The 18,760-nt window shown below is 40.5% G+C and carries 16 protein-coding genes; 12 read left to right on the top strand and 4 right to left on the bottom strand.

What is annotated here, in order from left to right:
* Window positions 1-33 precede the first annotated feature (33 nt).
* The 5 genes from murC to ccpA all read left to right on the top strand — a co-directional run bounded on the left by murC (window position 34) and on the right by ccpA (window position 5,108).
* The gene (gene murC / locus NSQ43_RS13680; RefSeq protein WP_339251054.1) at window positions 34-1,347 is read left to right on the top strand and encodes a UDP-N-acetylmuramate--L-alanine ligase; all 1,314 of its coding nucleotides are present in this window, start codon (window positions 34-36) and stop codon (window positions 1,345-1,347) included.
* A gap of 193 nt (window positions 1,348-1,540) precedes the next feature.
* Window positions 1,541-2,020: a DUF948 domain-containing protein gene (locus NSQ43_RS13675; protein WP_339251053.1), complete on the top strand. Its 480-nt coding sequence runs from the start codon at window positions 1,541-1,543 to the stop codon at window positions 2,018-2,020.
* A gap of 53 nt (window positions 2,021-2,073) precedes the next feature.
* Window positions 2,074-2,694: a YtxH domain-containing protein gene (locus tag NSQ43_RS13670; protein ID WP_339251051.1), complete on the top strand. Its 621-nt coding sequence runs from the start codon at window positions 2,074-2,076 to the stop codon at window positions 2,692-2,694.
* Window positions 2,695-2,906: 212 nt separating this feature from the next.
* On the top strand, window positions 2,907-3,989 hold the full coding sequence (locus NSQ43_RS13665; RefSeq protein WP_339254925.1) for a bifunctional 3-deoxy-7-phosphoheptulonate synthase/chorismate mutase: 1,083 nt from the start codon (window positions 2,907-2,909) through the stop codon (window positions 3,987-3,989).
* A 120-nt stretch (window positions 3,990-4,109) separates the two neighbouring features.
* On the top strand, window positions 4,110-5,108 hold the full coding sequence (gene ccpA, locus NSQ43_RS13660) for a catabolite control protein A (protein WP_339251049.1): 999 nt from the start codon (window positions 4,110-4,112) through the stop codon (window positions 5,106-5,108).
* Between the two features lie 327 nt (window positions 5,109-5,435).
* Here ccpA and NSQ43_RS13655 read toward each other — a convergent pair whose 3' ends face one another.
* Genes NSQ43_RS13655 through NSQ43_RS13645 form a run of 3 tightly spaced genes read right to left on the bottom strand, consistent with a single transcriptional unit; the run spans window position 5,436 to window position 7,881 of the window.
* Window positions 5,436-6,590 carry an acetoin utilization protein AcuC gene (locus NSQ43_RS13655; protein ID WP_339251047.1) on the bottom strand — a complete coding sequence of 385 codons (1,155 nt, stop codon included), beginning with the start codon at window positions 6,588-6,590 and terminating at the stop codon, window positions 5,436-5,438.
* Complete coding sequence (locus NSQ43_RS13650; RefSeq protein ID WP_339251045.1) at window positions 6,587-7,234, bottom strand: acetoin utilization AcuB family protein; 648 nt, start codon at window positions 7,232-7,234, stop codon at window positions 6,587-6,589. The genes NSQ43_RS13655 and NSQ43_RS13650 overlap by 4 nt, the downstream gene beginning before the upstream one ends.
* Window positions 7,235-7,248: 14 nt before the next feature.
* Window positions 7,249-7,881, bottom strand: a complete 633-nt coding sequence (locus NSQ43_RS13645; protein ID WP_339251043.1) for a GNAT family N-acetyltransferase — start codon at window positions 7,879-7,881, stop codon at window positions 7,249-7,251.
* A gap of 257 nt (window positions 7,882-8,138) precedes the next feature.
* On the opposite strand from NSQ43_RS13645, the gene NSQ43_RS13640 reads away from it, so the two are divergent.
* The 6 genes from NSQ43_RS13640 (at window position 8,139) to acsA (ending at window position 13,890) form a co-directional block, all read left to right on the top strand.
* Window positions 8,139-8,573 carry a hypothetical protein gene (locus NSQ43_RS13640; RefSeq protein ID WP_339251040.1) on the top strand — a complete coding sequence of 145 codons (435 nt, stop codon included), beginning with the start codon at window positions 8,139-8,141 and terminating at the stop codon, window positions 8,571-8,573.
* 190 nt (window positions 8,574-8,763) lie between these two features.
* Entirely contained in the window at window positions 8,764-9,288 is a 525-nt protein-coding gene (locus tag NSQ43_RS13635) for a sigma-70 family RNA polymerase sigma factor (RefSeq protein WP_339251038.1), read from the top strand.
* Entirely contained in the window at window positions 9,281-10,657 is a 1,377-nt protein-coding gene (locus tag NSQ43_RS13630) for a DUF4179 domain-containing protein (protein ID WP_339251036.1), read from the top strand. Before NSQ43_RS13635 ends, NSQ43_RS13630 begins: the two co-directional genes overlap by 8 nt.
* A gap of 450 nt (window positions 10,658-11,107) precedes the next feature.
* The gene (locus NSQ43_RS13625) at window positions 11,108-11,542 is read left to right on the top strand and encodes an SMI1/KNR4 family protein (RefSeq protein ID WP_339251034.1); all 435 of its coding nucleotides are present in this window, start codon (window positions 11,108-11,110) and stop codon (window positions 11,540-11,542) included.
* A 32-nt stretch (window positions 11,543-11,574) separates the two neighbouring features.
* The gene (locus NSQ43_RS13620) at window positions 11,575-12,084 is read left to right on the top strand and encodes a GNAT family N-acetyltransferase (protein ID WP_339251032.1); all 510 of its coding nucleotides are present in this window, start codon (window positions 11,575-11,577) and stop codon (window positions 12,082-12,084) included.
* Window positions 12,085-12,171: 87 nt separating this feature from the next.
* A complete protein-coding gene (gene acsA, locus NSQ43_RS13615) occupies window positions 12,172-13,890 on the top strand; it encodes an acetate--CoA ligase (RefSeq protein ID WP_339251030.1) in 1,719 nt (572 codons plus the stop codon).
* 54 nt (window positions 13,891-13,944) lie between these two features.
* Here acsA and NSQ43_RS13610 read toward each other — a convergent pair whose 3' ends face one another.
* On the bottom strand, window positions 13,945-16,905 hold the full coding sequence (locus NSQ43_RS13610) for a transglycosylase domain-containing protein (protein WP_339254923.1): 2,961 nt from the start codon (window positions 16,903-16,905) through the stop codon (window positions 13,945-13,947).
* Window positions 16,906-17,318: 413 nt separating this feature from the next.
* On the opposite strand from NSQ43_RS13610, the gene tyrS reads away from it, so the two are divergent.
* On the top strand, window positions 17,319-18,584 hold the full coding sequence (gene tyrS / locus NSQ43_RS13605) for a tyrosine--tRNA ligase (protein WP_339251028.1): 1,266 nt from the start codon (window positions 17,319-17,321) through the stop codon (window positions 18,582-18,584).
* Window positions 18,585-18,760 lie beyond the last annotated feature (176 nt).

The following is an 18,760-nucleotide window of genomic DNA, read 5'->3' as shown; positions in this document are numbered from 1 at the left end:
GTAGGAACAGAAACGATCCAAGGAGGTTGCAATATGACATTGTTCCATTTTACGGGAATCAAAGGATCGGGAATGAGTTCCCTTGCACAGATTCTTCATGATTCCTCCCATACAGTACAAGGCTCGGATGTAGAGAAATATTTCTTTCCGGAAGCCCCGTTGCATGAAAGAAAAATAACGATTTTACCATTCGATGAAAATAATATTAAACCGGGGATGACGGTCATTGCAGGGAACGCTTACTCTGATAGTCATCCTGAAATTGTGAAAGCGAAAGAAATGGGCGTTGACGTAATACGCTATCATGAATTTTTAGGCCAATATATGAAAAAATTCGTCTCAATTGCTATTACAGGATCCCACGGTAAGACTTCGACAACTGGATTGTTGGCGCATGTCTTGTCGGGAAATTCACCTACCTCTTATCTAATTGGTGATGGCACAGGAAGAGGGATAGAAAATAGTGAGTACTTCGTTTTTGAAGCATGTGAATACAAGCGGCATTTTCTTGCCTATGAACCTGATTACGCCATAATGACGAATATTGACTTTGACCATCCGGATTATTTTAAAGATCTTGATGATGTTATGGATGCATTCGGGGAAATGGCGTTTAAAGTGAAAAAGGCGATTATTGCTTGTGGGGATGATATTCATCTACAACAAATACAAGCACATGTCCCTGTAGTGTACTATGGCTTTGATGAAGGAAATGACTTTTCCGCGAAAAATATTAAGAAATCCGAAAAAGGCACAACGTTCGATGTATACGTAAGGAATGAGTTCTATGATACGTTTACGATTTGCTTGCCTGGTGACCACGCCATTTTAAATGCACTTGGCGTCATTGCCCTTTGCCACTATGAGGGGATTGCGGCTGCAGGTATTAAGGAAAGACTTGCAACATTTAATGGTGTGAAAAGACGTTTCACTGTAACAGAATCTCATGGAAGGGTAATTGTGGATGACTATGCACATCATCCGACTGAGATTAAGGCTACATTGCAATCGGCGAGGCAGAAGTATCCAAATAAAGAAATCATTGCGATCTTCCAGCCACATACATTCACACGGACCGCAGCTTTACTCCAGCAGTTTGCTGATAGCTTACAGACGGCGGATCATGTATATCTATGCGATATATTCGGTTCGGCGCGTGAGCAATCCGGGAACCTATCCATCAATGATCTGATTGATAAGATCCCTGGAGCCAAGCACCTATTGCTTGAAAATATTGATGTTCTCGACGTGCATGGAAATGCAGTTTTCTTATTCATGGGTGCTGGGGATATTCAAAAATACATGCATGTTTTTTCGGATCATACGAAAAAAGAGGAAACAGCCTAATCCGTTTGGATCAGCTGTTTCTTCTTTTTTAAAAATTCCTGGATTAGTCTTATTAAATAAAAAACAATTTCTTTAATAAAAAATAAAGGGGATTTGAAAAGTTTGTCGAAAAAGGTTAAAGATGGCTGAGTTTATTTACCTACTTTAAAGGGTAGAAATTATTTATGTATGTATATCGGAAGGAGGAAGTGCCATGCAAGTATTATTGTATATTGCGGCAATCGTCGCTGCAGTGGCTTTTTTAATTTTATGTATTAGCCTAGCGGTGACCCTAAGTTCATTAAAAAAGACATTGGTAAGCGTGTCGGGAACTATGGATAATTTGACGAACCAGTTGGAGGGTATTACATCGGAGACTACTGAACTCCTTCATAAGACAAATGCCCTCGCGGAGGATATTCAACAGAAATCCGAAAAATTGAACACTGTTGTAGATGCAGTAAAAGGGGTGGGCGACTCGGTCAGTAATTTGAACAGCTCAGTTCATCGAATTACCAACTCAATTACTGTTGAAGCCGAAAAGAACAGTGATAAAATAGCCCAAGCAGTACAGTGGAGCAATATTGCTTTTGGAATCATTGGTAAAGTGAAGGAAATGAAAGAAGAGCGGTCGTCAGGTTGGACGGTCTATAAAGCGGATCCGAAACAAAAAAGACTGCCAAGCCCAAAGTAATCACTTACTGACATAAATTAAAGAATAAACAAAATTATTTAGGAGGAATAAACATGACTGAAAAACTAAAGACGAATGATGCGCAATATTATGGAACTCATGAATATAAAAACACGTTCGGGGAACCTTCACATCTTCCTGTGAACTATCCATATCGTTCAAATACCGACGATTTCTATGAAGAGGATACTTCCGGAGCCGGAAGCTTCCTACTGGGCGCATTGGTAGGTGGAGTGATTGGTGCAGCGGCAGCATTATTCCTTGCACCGAAGACGGGTAAAGAGATGCGTGACGACTTTTCGGACCAAGCCGTTCAAATAAAAAACAAAAGTATCGAACTAAGTGCTGTCGCAAAAGACAAGGCGACTGAGTTTTCAACTGTTGCAAAGGAAAAAACAGATGAATTTGCTAAGACTATCCAGGAGCAATCTGGCCAGATCGTTGACAAGGTGAAGTCGATGACAAACAAAACATCTGTCCCGATGCATGATGGGACGGTGTCGTCTGAAGGCGAGGAGCCTATTGAGTTTGTTGAACATCAAACCGGGGAAGACAAAGAGGCTGCCGATCATCAATCTACAAAAAACAGTAATGTTGCTTACGATAATAGCGAGAATATCGGTGAAGAAAAGAATGTAAATCAAAATCATATCTCGGTTGAAACAGAGAAATAATACATTATATATCCAAAGTGGAGGGGAACTTTTTAGTCCCTTCTGCTTTTTTTATTACACTTTTTACTACAAAATCCGTGAATTAGTGACAATTTACAGAAATGACGTGACATTTCGAATGCATTTCATTATACTTGGACTATTATACAAAAATGCAACATAGAATTCCTTCTTTGAAAAGGGAATGATGTGTATGGGGAGGAGACGTAATGATGAGACAAAATGAGTTGGATGAACTTCGCAGACAGGTTGATGGGCTGAATAACCAAATACTGAACTTGATCAATGAGCGTACAGCAGTTGTTCAGGAAATTGGCAGGGTCAAGGAAAAGCAAGGTGTAAACCGATATGATCCAATTCGTGAGAGAGAGATGCTAAATGCATTAGTCCAGTCAAACAAAGGTCCGATCCCTAATGGTATTTTGGAACAGATTTTTAAAGGCATATTCATGTCAGCTTTAGAAATCCAAGAGGACGAGCAACGTAATGCGCTGCTTGTTTCACGTAAACGTAAACCTGAGGATACGATTGTAAATGTAAATGGCGAAGAAGTTGGAAATGGGTCTCCTACTTTCATCTTTGGGCCATGTGCTGTCGAATCTTATGAACAAGTACTAACAGTCGCTCAATCAATTAAATCTAAAGGGTTGACGATGTTAAGAGGTGGTGCGTATAAACCACGTACATCCCCTTATGACTTCCAAGGACTTGGTCTTGAAGGGTTGCAAATCCTAAAGCGCGTATCAGATGAAACGGGCTTGTCCATTGTAACTGAAATCATTACACCAACGCATCTTGAAGAGGCTTTGGATTATATCGATGTTATCCAAATTGGCGCCCGTAACATGCAAAACTTCGAATTGTTGAAGGAAGCAGGTATGGCGAATAAACCAGTACTATTGAAGCGTGGCCTCGCTGCAACGATTGATGAATTCATTAATGCGGCTGAATATATCATTTCTAAAGGGAATAGCCAAATTATGCTATGTGAACGCGGTATCCGTACGTACGAACGTGCAACGCGCAACACATTGGACATTTCAGCTGTTCCAATCTTAAAACAAGAAACCCATTTACCAGTATTTGTTGATGTTACTCATTCAACTGGACGGAAGGATCTATTGCTTCCAACTGCAAAAGCGGCTATCGCCGTAGGTGCAGATGGAGTCATGGCTGAAGTTCATCCTGATCCGGCAGTTGCATTATCCGATGCAGCACAGCAAATGGATATTAAACAGTTCGACGAGTTCTATGCGGAGCTACAAAGGTTTATGAATACACATCAAACCATTTGAAAGTGGAAATGCAGTAGGAACTTTTCTGTAAAAAGCGCCGGACCTTTTAAGGTACCGGTGCTTTGATTATAATAAGAGTAAATGAATACATAATCAAAATGTAGGGAAGGAGAATCGATAATGTCAGTTACGATTTATGATGTTGCTAGGGAAGCGAATGTTTCGATGGCGACAGTATCACGTGTTGTAAACGGCAACCAAAATGTGAAGCCGGCAACACGTAAAAAGGTGTTAGATTGTATCGAGCGTCTTGGTTATCGTCCAAACGCAGTGGCAAGAGGGCTTGCCAGTAAAAAAACAACAACAATAGGTGTCATCGTCCCGGATATTTCGAAAAGCTACTATGCGGAACTTTCCCGTGGTATTGCGGATATTGCTACAATGTATGAATACAATATTATCCTTTCCAATTCGGATAAACGGCCGACAAGGGAAGTTGAACTTTTTGAGGACCATCTTGGAAAACAAGTGGACGGGGTCATTTTTATGAGTGACTCGCTGTCTGAAGAAATTCGAAAAGAAATGGCGACAGCAAATGTTCCAGTTGTGCTTGCGGGAACTTTAGACGCTGGCACGAATTTGCCGACTGTAAATATCGATCACGAGGATGCGGCCTATCAAGCGGTTAAGAAGTTGATCGATAATGGTCATAAGCGAATTGCGCATGTGTCCGGTCCTTTAACGAGGGATATCAATCGTCTTTGCAAGAAGGTAGGTTATGAAAAGGCGTTGAAGGAAGCCGGGTTGCCGGTTATTGATGAGTATTTCATAGAAACGAATAATACGTATGATGATGCGTATGAAAAATGGACGCTGATACGTGAGTTGGATGAGAGGCCGACGGCTATCTTTGCGGGGAATGATGAAATTGCTGTCGGGATTATGAATGGGTTGAGAGATGATGGTCTTTCGGTTCCTGATGATATTGAGATGACTTGTTTCCAACATACACTTTTGTCGAGAGTAGTGAGGCCGCAGCTAACCGCTGTTGTTGTTCCTTTGTATGATTTAGGGGCAGTGTCGATGCGATTGTTGACGAAGTTGATGAATGGTGAAGAGGTTGAGGAAGTTGGTGTTATTTTGCCGTTCAGTATTGAGGAACGTCAATCGACGAAGTGATGAAAGCTGTTCTGGGGAAATAACCGGAACAGCTTTTGTTTATATATAGAATTATAATCTGTTGCTTTACGTTGCAGGCGGACGCTTTCCGCGGGCATGGCTTGAGCCTCCTCACTGCGCTTCGCTTCGTTGTGGGGTCTTCAGCTCATGCTCCTACGCTGCGCTTTAGTCGCAAAAATAATTGCTATTCCCGCTGGAGTCGCCGCCTTTCACTCCAAGCAACGGAAGTAAAACTAATAATAACCCGTCACTACCAAACCAAACCAAACCAAAAGAATGGATCCCAATATAATATGCAATATTATTACACAAATCTAGTTAGCTTTCTTAATTATTTCGAATGATGTGGAGGGCTTTGTTTAGCATTTGGGTGTTTTTTTCGGTTATTTCGGCCTTTCTTGGAATGGGGTCGTATAATGGTTTTGGGTCTTGCCATGTTTTGATGAATGGGACGGGTGATTGATCCTGCCAAGCGTTTAGCCATTCATCGGGTAGGTTTCCGGTTGGGATTGGGAGTTGTTTCATGGCAAGCCAAATTTGCGACCATGCTCTTGGTACGACTCGCCAAATATCGTATCCGCCACCGCCAACGGCAATCCAACGGCCATCACAATAACGCTCTGCAATTTCTCTCGCAATCCTTGGTATTTGTTCAAAGATTTCCATCGTCCCGTATAAATGTGTTAATGGGTCGAAGTAATGCGCGTCAGCTCCGTTTTGAGTCAAAATAACATCGGGTTTGAAAAAGGCTGCTACTTCCTCGATGGCGGTTTTATAAATTTCTAAAAATGACTCGTCTTCGGTAAATGCATCAATCGGGAAGTTGAATGAAGTTCCGTATCCCTTTCCATTGCCGCGTTCCGTAACACTGCCAGTGCCCGGGAAAAGGTATCTGCCTGTTTCATGGATGGAAAGTGTGCAAACGTCTGGATCATCGTAAAAGGTCCATTGGACTCCATCACCGTGATGTGCATCGGTATCGATATACAGCACCCGTGCTCCGTATTTCTTTTGCATGTATTTAATGGCGACCGAGCTGTCGTTATAGACGCAAAATCCCGAGGCTTTGCCGCTGAAGCCGTGGTGAAGCCCACCGCCAAGGTTTACAGCATATTTTGACCTGCCTTCCATCACTTCATCGACAGCCGTCAAAGTTCCTCCTACAAGCATGGCACTGGCTTCGTGCATATTTGGAAATATCGGAGTGTCTTCCGTGCCGATTCCATAAACAGAGCCAACATCATCACTAACTTGTCCTTTGCCAGCACTTTTCACAATATCTATGAATCGCTGGTCGTGGACTAATAGAAGCTCCTCGTCCGTTGCGATCCTTGGCGCGATGATATCTTCATCGTTTATTGCATTTATTTTCTTTAATAAATCCAAAGTTAATACAAGCCTTTTTTGATTGAAAGGATGTGTTTCAGAAAATGTGTATCCAAGTTGATCTTCCGAATAGATGAATACCGCTTCTTTTTTCATAGGTCAATGCCTGGAACATTCGGCCATAAAACTTCAAATCCATTATTCTTTAACCCTTTAATAACATTAAGTGGATTCATTGTTTTAAGACGAATAACGAGAATTTTATTGTCTTCATTTTCTTTATCCGGATAGACGAGAATGCTTTGGACGTTCATTTTATGCTCGTAAAATACTTTGGATACTTCATAGAGAATACCTGGAATATTAGGGACACGCACTTCGATTTGTGAGCCTGGTTGGTGGGCACCTGTCAATTCAATATATTTATAAAGAAGGTCGGTTTCTGTTAAGATACCGACCAATTTGTTGTTTGACACAATTGGGAGACAGCCAATTTGGTTATCATAAAAAACAACAGCTGCCTCCTCGACAAAATCCATTGGATGACCAGTGATCGGGTTACTTGTCATTATTTCAGATAAAGGCTTCTTGTAAACGGTTACATCTGTTGTGTCGGAATAAAGGGAGGGCAACACTTCTTTTAAATCCCGATCAGTTATGATTCCAAGGAGCTCTTTCATTTCGGAAACGATTGGAAGATGCCGGATTTTCTTTTCCTGCATAATTGATAAAGCATCTTTGACGGTATGTTGAGGTGAAAGGGAGACGACGTTCCTCTTCATAATTTCCTCGATTAGCATCTTACTACCTCCTATCAATACATGAAACGATTCATGAAGCGTAAACTATCAAATTGCTGGATGGATTCTTGATCTACCCGTTTTCCAATTTTGGCCATAAGGCAATTGGCAGGATGCGAACTTATTTCAGGGTCGTCAGTTGCGTAATATTCGAGACCGCCGTGATTCATCATCTTTTCCATCACTTTCCGGTATTCCCATACATTCAATTTTGTTCCTTTTAAATCCCAATGCCAATAGTACTCGGTTGTCAGGATTATATAATCCTCCATCGCATCATCCATCATTGAGACTTCAAGTAACGCTTTTCCAACGCCACCACTGCGATATTTAGGAATGACTTCGATTGCTCCTAATTCAATAAGATTTTCCATCTTCCCCTGTGACCATCTTTCGAGGGGATCTGGATACAAATAGGTCACATAGCCGACTATTTCATTATTATCACGAGCAATAATGATTCTGCCTTCAGGAAGGTCAGCAATTTCGATTAACGCTTTATGTTGCTGGTCGGGAAGTCTGAAGGCGACAAGATCCTTATGGAAATCGAGGTTAGCTAATTCCTTTCCGGGGATTGGGCCTTCGATTAGAAGGTTGCCGTTCTTATGTTTAATTTCCATTGCATTATACGTTTTGACATGTTCCAAAATTTTCACCGTCCTTGTCAATAGACCTTATTTAAGTATACAACAAATAATGATAATGGTAATTGGAATTCAGTAAAAAGACTAATAATGATTGATGGGCGCGTTGTTTCCGCTCTATGAGGACGGTCACGACGAATCAACGGGAAGTTTGTTGCATTCTATGGGAAGTCGTAGATTATCGAAAGATTTAGGTAAACCTATGGTAAAATTAGTTAAAAGGCGGTTTTGTTTGTTGAAAAGTAGGAAGGAGGGTGAGTATGCTTAAAAGAAAGATTTTAACACTGATTCTCGCTTCATTGTTATCAATCTTACTTATTGCTGCTTGGTTTGTATATGCAGACGGAGAAGAACTGTTAGCCGTTTTTCCGATGGCGTTCTTTATAAGTTGGTTTGCAATTCCCGTTATATTACTGTACGGACTTCCTGTGTCACTTCTCTCAGAAAAATTAACGAAGCGGCATTCAAATAATAAGCGGATATGTTGGTCATTCGTTATCCACATTATCTTTGGCTTGGGACTTATATTTATCGTAGGGCTTTTATTCGAGTCCCAAACATTATTACAGGATTTTAGCCAATTCTGGCGAAGTAATGAAATATTTTTTATTGCATCGATCATAACTTCTATATGCTTTTGGATAATAGATGAAAGTTTAAGATTTTATTTGGCAAAAAAGGGGGAGGTAACTTGAAGATGTCCGAAGGCAAGTGCTATTGGCTGGCCAAATTGGGGGGGAAACATATTCGAACAATAATAATTACTTATTATGAAATTTGAAATCAATTATGTAAAACCTTCAATTGAGGGTTTTTCTGTTTTATAAAAACCTTTTGCGGACTTGTAAGTCTAATAAATAGGGACAAAAGAAGTGGGGTGAAATCTTGAGCGGAAATTCATTAGAAAAAAAAGCGATAAAAGGTGATGAAAAGGCGTTTTTAGAGTTAATGCATTCATATGAAGAAGCGTTATATCGAACAGCAATCTCTTATTTGAAAAATGAAGAAGATGCACTGGAGGCTATCCAGGAAGTAACATATAGGGCTTATCGAAGTGTTAAAGCAGTGAAGGAACCTGCCTATTTTAAAACTTGGCTAATTCGGATTATGATGAATTATTGTCAAGACGTCATTAAGAAAAGAAAAAGAGAAGTACTGAAGGAAGATATAATAAATACTCATGGAGTTACAGAAGACTTCACTTTTTTGGAGATTGAGGAAGCACTTTTACATTTATCCGATTATGAAAGAGAGTTATTGCATTTAAGGTACTTTGAAGATGTGAAAGTGAAGGACATAGCCATTAAAAGCAACACCCCTATAGGGACGATTAAAACACGAATACATAAAGCACTGCGATCACTTAGGGCAGGCTTTGAAGAGGAGAAAGGAGGGGCTAAACGTGTTTGAAAGAGGAAAAATGACAGTTGAGCAAATGAAGGAAAAAATTGATCAAATGGAGATTCCAAAAGACAATGTGCATTCAGCCATACGAAGCGGATTTGAGAAGGGCAAAAAAGAACAACATGCTTTAAAAAGAAAGAAGTTAGTAAAAAGAAGCTCATGGTCGATTGTGTTTGCTGCAATCCTGCTCGTCTCATTTGTTACATCTATTTCTGTATCCCCTGTGTTTGCGGACAAGATTTCATCGTTACCGGGCATGGAACGCATTGTTGCACTTCTTCAACAACAGGACAGAAGTTTGATTGCGGCGGTTGAAGAAGATTTTTATCAACCATTAAACCTATCCCAAGAAAAAATGGGTATTACGGTAACCCTCAATGGGGTGATTGCAGACAAGAAAGGCGCAGTTATTTTTTACTCAGTCGAATCGGAAGTGAATGATAAACCTTTACAGGTTGAGTATTTGAATTTGATGAAAGAAGGCAATAGGTATTTGCCTATGTTTAATACAACATTTTACGATAAAAATAAACCGGTTATTAAAGAGAATGTATTTAGCTCCATGATGACACTCGAAACCGATGACAATCACATCGTAGGCGATGGGAATCTTGTATGGGAGATTGGCTTGAAGAAGGGGAATGAAGTAGAGCATTTTCAAATCCCGTTCGAATTTAAAAAGTCTAGTTTCGTTAGTAAAACAATTGTATTAAATAAAGAAGTTTTAATCGAAGGACAACGGATTACGGTTCAAAAAGTTATACTTGATCCAATTCGGGCAACAGTTAAGTTGAAAGTCGACCCAAATAACACTAAAAAGATCTTTTCTTTTCAAAACTTAAAATTAGTGAATGATATTGGCGACGAATGGATTGTTAATAATAAAGGAACTGCGTTTAGAAATTTAGATGGAACCGAATGGTCGATTACAATGCAAAGTCCATACTTTACTAACTCTGATAACCTAAAATTAGATTTTGGGAAAATAGCAGCAATTGATAAAACCGATGCTTTTATCTTAATAGATACCGAGTCAAAAGAGTTTTTAAAACAGCCATCTGAGTCGATATTTTCAAACTTGGAAGTTAAGGATAATAAAGTTAGCTTTATGATGGATGTGAATGGGGAATACAATATGTTAGTATCCTCAAGTTTTCAAGATAATGGCGGAAAGGAGTTTTTTGTAAAGTTTGACTACACTAATCTTAGAAGAGGTGAAAAGTATGTAGATGGGTCAGTGGAGGTAGTTGGAAAATCAATAAAGCTTGAATTCGAACTACCTAAAGAATCCTTTGAAAACCCTTTAAGATTTGATTTGGGTTATTATCCTTCTTGGATAGAAGAGGAAGCAATGGTGGAGATAGAGGTAAAATAAGGTCATGTGACTGTGGTGCAAAATAATTAATGGGGTGGCGATTGCCATCTCTTTTTTATTTGCGGTGGTTCGTAAAAGACATTTCGGATAAAATTGATTGATAATTTCGAAGTTTATGCGAGTATTTGTGGTAAAATAACCTTGTAGTGGCTTTTAAGACTATACAACAATCGGGCCATTTTCTTACGGTGTGAATAGGAGAAAAAAGGATGATATTTTTTTGTTGGACATAAGTTTAGAAACGATTGAGGAGCAAAAACAGGAAAAAGATTTTCAATCATTATGATAGCACATGTTTTATTATCCACGCTTATTCATAATCGTGTAATTTGGAAAACAAACGCAGTTGCCTTAGTAGAAAAACAAGTATTTTCATAACAGTGCACGCGCATGGTCTTGTGAAGAATCCGTATTAATTTGGAAAATAAGAGATAGAAAGATGTGTTACATATGTGGTTGGATTATATCAGTACGATATCGAATGAATACTCTTTCACACCGCCGGCTACTGAAACCGAGATAAATGAAATTAAGGAAGCGCTCAACGTCGAAGTACCTGTAAAGTTATTGGAATTGTACAGTGAAACAAATGGGGTGTTTGACGTGTTCAACTGTCCTTTAATCTGGACAACATCGCAAATAGTGAAGGAGAATATGTTTTTTAGAAATTCCCACGTCTTCAAGGATCTTTATATGCCATTCGATCACTTGTTATTTATTTCGGATAATGGCTGTGGAGATTTATTTGGCTACAAAATAGTAAATGGTACGATTAAAGCGGAGGATATTTATGTATGGAACCACGAAGATGATAGCAGAACGTGGGTTGCTCCATCATTGGAAGTATTTATTAAAGGCTGGATTACCGGGGAGATTACAACGTAAGATTGACATCTTTAAAGGGAGATGACATGAATATGGAAAATTTAATATGTTTCAGAGCTTTAAAGATAGACGATTTTGATAGTGTTTTGAAATGGAGTTTAGACAATGCTTTTTGTTTGGCGAATGGCTGGGAAGTAGACAGAAGTGAGGACGAATTATATAGTTGGTGGCTGCGTTGCGTAAATAATGAGTCAGCAGATTTTGTCCGATTAGGGGTTCAACTAAAAGACAAATTGATTGGTTATGTAGATTTGGCGGATATTAAAAATAATCGAGCGGAATTAGGCATTGCTATTGGGGAAAGTCAGTTGTGGGGTAGGGGAATTGGGACAAGCACCATTTTATCTTTTATGCAATATGCATCCGAAAAATATGGAATAACAACATTCGATGCTGAAACACATGAGGGTAACAGTCGCTCGAAGAAAATGTTAGAGAAAATAGGTTTCGTAGAGATAAGTAGAGTTGGCATTGAGGAATACTTAGGGATTGATAACCAATTAATACAATATTGTTTCGATTTTTATGCACAGGTGCCTTAACAATCAAAATATACCAAAATATTAGCTAATATTGAAGAATTACTGTAAAATAGTAGGGGTCAAATGTTCTTTGAAAGGGTGATAGGAATGGAGAGTAAAATGTTACCTGTAATGCAGGGGGATTATCAATTGCAGGATTATGACCAAACAGCGAAGGAATTTCAATGGTCAGAGGCAGAGAAGGAATTCAGCTGGCACAAGACCGGGCTTATTAACATTGCATATGAGGCCGTGGATCGACATGCCGATTCCTATCGGAAAAACAAAGTGGCCCTCTATTACAAGGATGCAAATCGTAAAGAGGCTTATACGTTTAATGAGCTGAAAAAAATGTCGAATAAAGCTGCGAATGTGTTACGAAATCATTCTACTTTAGAAAAAGGGGATCGAATTTTTGTATTCATGCCGCGATCTCCGGAATTGTATTTTTCATTACTTGGTGCATTGAAAATGGGGACGATCGTAGGGCCATTGTTTGAAGCTTTCATGGAAGGGGCTGTATATGACCGCTTATCTGATAGTGAAGCAAAAGCGATTGTTACAACACCTGAATTGCTCAACAGGATTCCTGTTACGAAATTGCCTCATTTAAAAACAATCTTCCTGGTGGGCGAGAACATTGAAGAGGATTCAGTGCATGTCGACTTCCTAAAACATCTAAAAGAAGCTTCTCAAAAATTTCAGGTCGAATGGATGGAACGTGAATCGCCGACATTACTTCATTATACTTCAGGCTCGACGGGGAAGCCGAAGGGTGTCCTTCATGTTCAAGAGGCAATGGTTCAACAATTGCAGACGACAAGATGGGTGATGGATTTAAAGGATGAAGATATTTTCTGGTGTACTGCGGATCCAGGGTGGGTTACAGGGACTGCTTATGGAATATTTGGTCCGATGCTTGCCGGAGCGACATCGCTGATTTTAGGTGGAAGGTTTTCGACGGATAGCTGGTACGAAGCCATCCAGGACTATGGTGTGACTGTCTGGTACAGTGCGCCTACAGCGTTTCGCATGCTGATGGGAGCAGGAGCAGGACCTATTGAAAAGTATGATCTCTCATCCTTGAGACATATTTTATCGGTCGGGGAACCCCTTAATCCGGAGGTGATTCGTTGGGGCATGGAAGTTTTCAAACTGAGAATCCATGATACTTGGTGGATGACAGAAACAGGTGCCCAAACAATATGTAATTTCGGGTCTTTGCCGATCAAGCCCGGATCGATGGGAAAACCGGTCCCAGGAATTGAAGCTGCGATTGTAGATGATCGTGGACAAGTATTGCCTCCTAATCGAATGGGGAATTTGGCCATTAAAAAAGGCTGGCCAGCGATGATGCGAGCAATCTGGAATAACCCGGAGAAGTACGATTCCTATTTCTTGAATAATGAATGGTATGTATCCGGCGACTCTGCGTATATGGATGAGGATGGTTACTTCTTCTTCCAAGGTCGTGTCGATGATGTCATCATGACAAGCGGGGAGCGGGTCGGTCCTTTTGAAGTTGAAAGTAAGTTACTCGAACACCCTGCGATTGTCGAGGCGGGGGTAATCGGGAAGCCGGATCCAGTTCGGGGCGAAATCATTAAAGCCTTTGTTGCACTTCATGAAGGATATGAACCATCTGAAGAATTATCAGATGATATTAAGCAGTTCGTCAAGAAGGAACTTGCAGCACACGCATCTCCAAGAGAGATTGAGTTTAAAGACAAACTACCAAAAACAAGAAGTGGAAAAATCATGCGCCGTGTATTGAAGGCATGGGAACTGAACTTGCCTGAAGGCGATTTGTCTACAATGGAAGATTAATAAAATCAATACGAAAGGGACCCCAAGTATTTTTGGGGTCCCTTTTCTTAATCATTAATCATCGTCATCATTGCCGGATGGTGGCTTTTTATTACCATTGTTTCCTTTACTGCCGTTATTACCATTGTTACCTTTACTGCCATCATTTCCATTATTTCCGTTGTTTCCCTCACCATTATTTCCGTTATTACCATTATTACCGGTTTCGTCGCCATCATCGCCTCCATCATTACCTGGAGGGGTTGGTTCTGTTTTATCATCCTCTTTGTCTTCATCAGGTTTAGTCGGCGGCGCTGGCGGCTCTGGGCTCGCAACAGTAACACTATTTGATGCTTCAGATAAAAGACCAGTTATATCTACAGCTTTGACATGGTAAGTGCCAGGTCCAACAGATATGGAATTAGCCGATCCATCGAAGACTGTAGCTATCTTAGTGTTATTTTGGAAAACATAATACCCGATAATGTCGTTCGATGAAGATTCAGTCCAAACTAAATTTGAACCTTCGATTGACGCGCTCACCCCAGCAGGAGCAACATCGTCGGCAGGGAATTCCGCTCCCGATACAACGCCTGATGAAAATACGGACGAGGACGGGAATAGTTTTGAGGCATCTCCGCCCCAAGATCCAAGCATCCTGTCGATGAAGCTCTGGCTTACTCCGGTTCCACCTGGAACAATGAATTCAGAAGGGGTGGATGGAAGTGCCATATATCTACTGCCTTTGACAGAAACATATGACGCATTGATTATGCTGTCATCAGGCTCAGTAGGCAACATTACTTTCGAATTGAAAAGGTCAGATCTGATTAAACCAGCATTAGAACAAGCCTCAGACGGTGCCAGTCCTGAAATTGCACAGAATGGTTTAGAAACTACTGCTTCTGGTTGCTTAAATGAGTTATCAGCACCAATAATTTCAGGTTTTACTTCATTTGCCTTGTTCAATAATCTACTAAATAGCATTGTCGTTCGGGTTGTCGGATGCATTTGTCCGGTTCCCCTTGTGTACAATTTACGTGTATGGTCTTTATATCCAAACCATAGACCAAGTGAAACATTAGGGTTATACCCGACTAACCAAGCGTCACCATATCCATTTGTCGTACCAGTTTTAGCAGCAAGGTCAGTCTTGAAGTTCATAAATCCTGGAACCTGTTGTCCTGTTCCACCAGGTTTTACGACATCCCTTAGCATATCGGTGATAATATAGGCAGTTTCGGGGCTGAATACGTCAACCGGTTTCACTTCATGTTGATAAACGATGTTGCCGTTCATATCCTCGATACGATCAATGATATATGATTGGATAAACTTCCCGCCGTTTGCGAAAGTTGCAAAGGCGTTTGTATTTTCCTCGACACTTACCCCGATTTTCATACCACCATATGAAGTGGAATAGTTCACGTAATCCTCAGAATGTAGTTTCGTAAAATGCATTTTCTTTAGAAATTCAGCAGGGCGTTTATCAATAATTTCTTTGTATAACCGTGCTGTTGGAAGGTTCAGTGATTCTGATAGAGCCTTTCTTGCTGGGATTATCCCGTTTTCCAAATCAGCGTAATAGTTGGATGGACTCCAATCGTCTTTACCAACCTTTATATCAAATTTGACGTCGACTACTGGACTTCCTGCCCCTATAACCCCATATTCAATGGCAGGTGCATAGACAAGTAATGGTTTCATGGAAGAACCATTTTGCCTGAATGCCTGAGTGGCATGGTTCACATTCGTCAACTGATGATCACGTCCACCGACGAATGATAATATGCGCCCTGTGTTGTTTTCAATCATAATAGCCCCAACTTGAACGGGGTCATCCTTCAATACGACTTCCCCTGTACTGAGGTCCTTTTCTTCGCGAGTATAGGTGAACCCGTAATATTCGAATTCCTCAGCGACTTTATTCATTTCATCATAAAGGGTTTTATCAATTGTTGAATAGATTCGATATCCGCCAGTACGCATTTCACGTTCGGCTAAGATCTTATATTTCCCTTTGATTTTGTCCTCATTTTCGTATCGTTCCATGTCGATTCCATCTTTTTCAGCAAGCATTTCTGCCAAGATATCTTTTGTTCTTTCTTGGATTTCCTGTGTCAAATAAGGGTATCTTTCTGTTGCCCGAAGCGTTTTTTCTCTAAAGTCCTTTGTAATATCGTAATTTATCGCTTCTTCATATTGTTTCTCTGTAATATAGCCAGTTTCTTTCATCCTGAAAAGGACAGTTTTCATCCTATCGATTCCTGGTTTGATATTTTCTTCGTTTTTCAAACCACCACCATAATAACTGCTAAGAAATGGTGTATAGGCAAAAGGTGCTTGCGGTATTCCCGCAATGTAAGCGGCTTGGGGAAGATTAAGATTTTTCGCCGATTTTCCGAAAATCCCTTCTGCTGCGGTTTCGATTCCCGCAATATTTTGCCCCAATGCGTTTCTACCATATGGAATGATATTTAAATAGGCTTCCAAAATCTCCTCTTTATCCATAAAATGCTCAATGCGCATCGCAAGAAGAATTTCTTTAGCCTTCCGTTCATATGATACTTCATTCGTCAGTATTTGGTTTTTTATTAACTGCTGTGTTAAGGTAGAACCACCTGTCTGACTTGAGGAGTTTGTAACGTCTTGGAAAAGCCCACGGAAAATCGCTTTTGGAACAACGCCATTATGGGTTTCAAAGTATTCATCTTCTGTTGCTAATACAGCATCAATAACAAATGGTGAAACATCCTTTAATGTAGTTTGTTTCCGTTCGATATCCGAGTTTACTTTCCCTAAGTATATATCATTTGCAAAATAGATTTCTGATGTCTCTTCATAGTTGAAGATCGCATTACGCATTTCAGTTTTAGATCGAAGGGGCTCTTTCGCAACAAGTGAAGCAAAGTAACCTGCTCCAACGGAAGTGGCAAAAACGCCAAGCGTTAACCCAAAGATTAGGAATAAAAGGAATAAGTTCCAAACTACCCCGGAAGTAATACGAACGCCTTTAGCCCATCCCATATTTTTCATCTCTTCAAATTTTTCTTCTATTAAATCTATCCTGTTTTTACGTTTTTTGTTCAAATTTTCATCCCCCCTAAAATCTTACCTATTATAGCACATTTAGGGGCAATCGATAAAAATATTTGACAATCGGATATTTTAGATTACAATAGGGATTATATATTTTTTGCATGGTGAAGAAGCCGAAGTAGTGGTGATGTATCCGTTTAGAGAGGCAGCGGTTGGTGAAAGCTGCTCGGAACGTCGTTAGCGAATTACAGCTTTGGAGTGCGACGCGTACGCGGCGATAGTGCGTCTTTGAGCGGAGAATGTTTTTCTCAAGCTGGGTGGTACCGCGTTAAATGACATATGTTCATAACGTCCCTGCATGATTCTGTTGAATCGTGTAGGGGCTTTTTTATTTTATTGGAGGGATTAGGATGACGAACGAGTTACTTGAGGATTTGAAATGGAGAGGCCTCTTATACCAATCGACCGATGAAGAAGGTCTGGAGAAGGTATTGAATGAGGAAAAGATTTCACTATATTGCGGAACAGACCCAACAGCGGACAGCTTGCACATTGGACATATCGTTCCATTTTTGACGCTTCGTCGTTTTCAAAAACATGGCCACCGACCGATTGTACTTGTCGGCGGGGCAACAGGAATGATCGGGGACCCGTCATTCAAAGCTGACGAGCGCCAACTACTTTCTGAGGAACAAATTGCAAAAAACGTAGCTGGAATCAGAAAGCAATTAGAGAATATCTTTGATTTCGAAAATGAAAATGGAGCTATCTTAGTCGATAATAAAGACTGGTTCGGGGAAATGTCTGCAATTAGCTTCCTCCGCGACTATGGAAAGCTGTTAAGCGTTAACTATATGTTGGCAAAAGAAAACGTTGCATCCCGTCTTGAAACAGGAATTTCCTTTACGGAATTCACATACATGCTTATTCAAGGGGCTGACTTCAGCCATTTATACGATAAGTATAATTGCCGTTTGCAAATCGGTGGCTCAGATCAATGGGGCAATATTACAACTGGGCTCGAAATTATAAGAAAAACACATCAGGATGAAGCGAAAGCATTCGGAATTACAATGCCGCTTGTAACGAAAGCGGATGGGACGAAGTTCGGTAAAACAGCTGGCGGATCTGTATGGTTGGATCCAGAAAAGACATCCCCATATGAGTTCTACCAATTCTGGATCAACACAGCGGATTCGGATGTCATAAAGTATTTGAAAATCTTCACTTTCATGGAGAGGGAAGAGATAGAAGCGATGGAGACATCCGTGCAGGAAGAACCTCATCTCCGTAAGGCGCAGCAAGCATTGGCTGATGAAATGACGAGTCTTATCCATGGCCAGGATGCTTTGGACCAAGCGATTCATATTTCAAAAGCTTTGTTCAGTGGGGATTTGAAGGCGTTGACGGTTGCGGAGATGAAAGATGCATTCAAGGATGTTCCTACCTTTGAAATGGAGTTGGTTGATAAGAATATCGTTGACTTCATCGTAGAAGCGGGTGTGTCTCCTTCCAAGCGTCAAGCGAGAGAAGACGTGACGAATGGCGCGATTTCGTTGAATGGTGAGAAGGTGACAGATACGGCATATGAAGTTGGGGCTGCTGATCGCCTGGATAATGCATTCACAATCGTGCGTCGTGGTAAGAAAAATTATAAAATGGTGAAGTTTATATAATGCAAAGGGCCAATCCCATGGTGGGATTGGCCTTTTTGTGCAATTTAAATTGTGAATCGGTGGTAAAGTGCCGAGAATCGGTGGTAAAGTCACGCGCATCGGTGGTAAAGTGTCGAGAATCGGTGGTAAACTCAAGCGCATCGGTGGTAAACGCCGGAAAGTCGGTGGTAAAACCC

This window comes from Sporosarcina sp. FSL W8-0480, assembly GCF_037963765.1.
GTDB lineage: Bacteria > Bacillota > Bacilli > Bacillales_A > Planococcaceae > Sporosarcina.
This window is presented reverse-complemented; position numbering and strand designations above follow the sequence as displayed.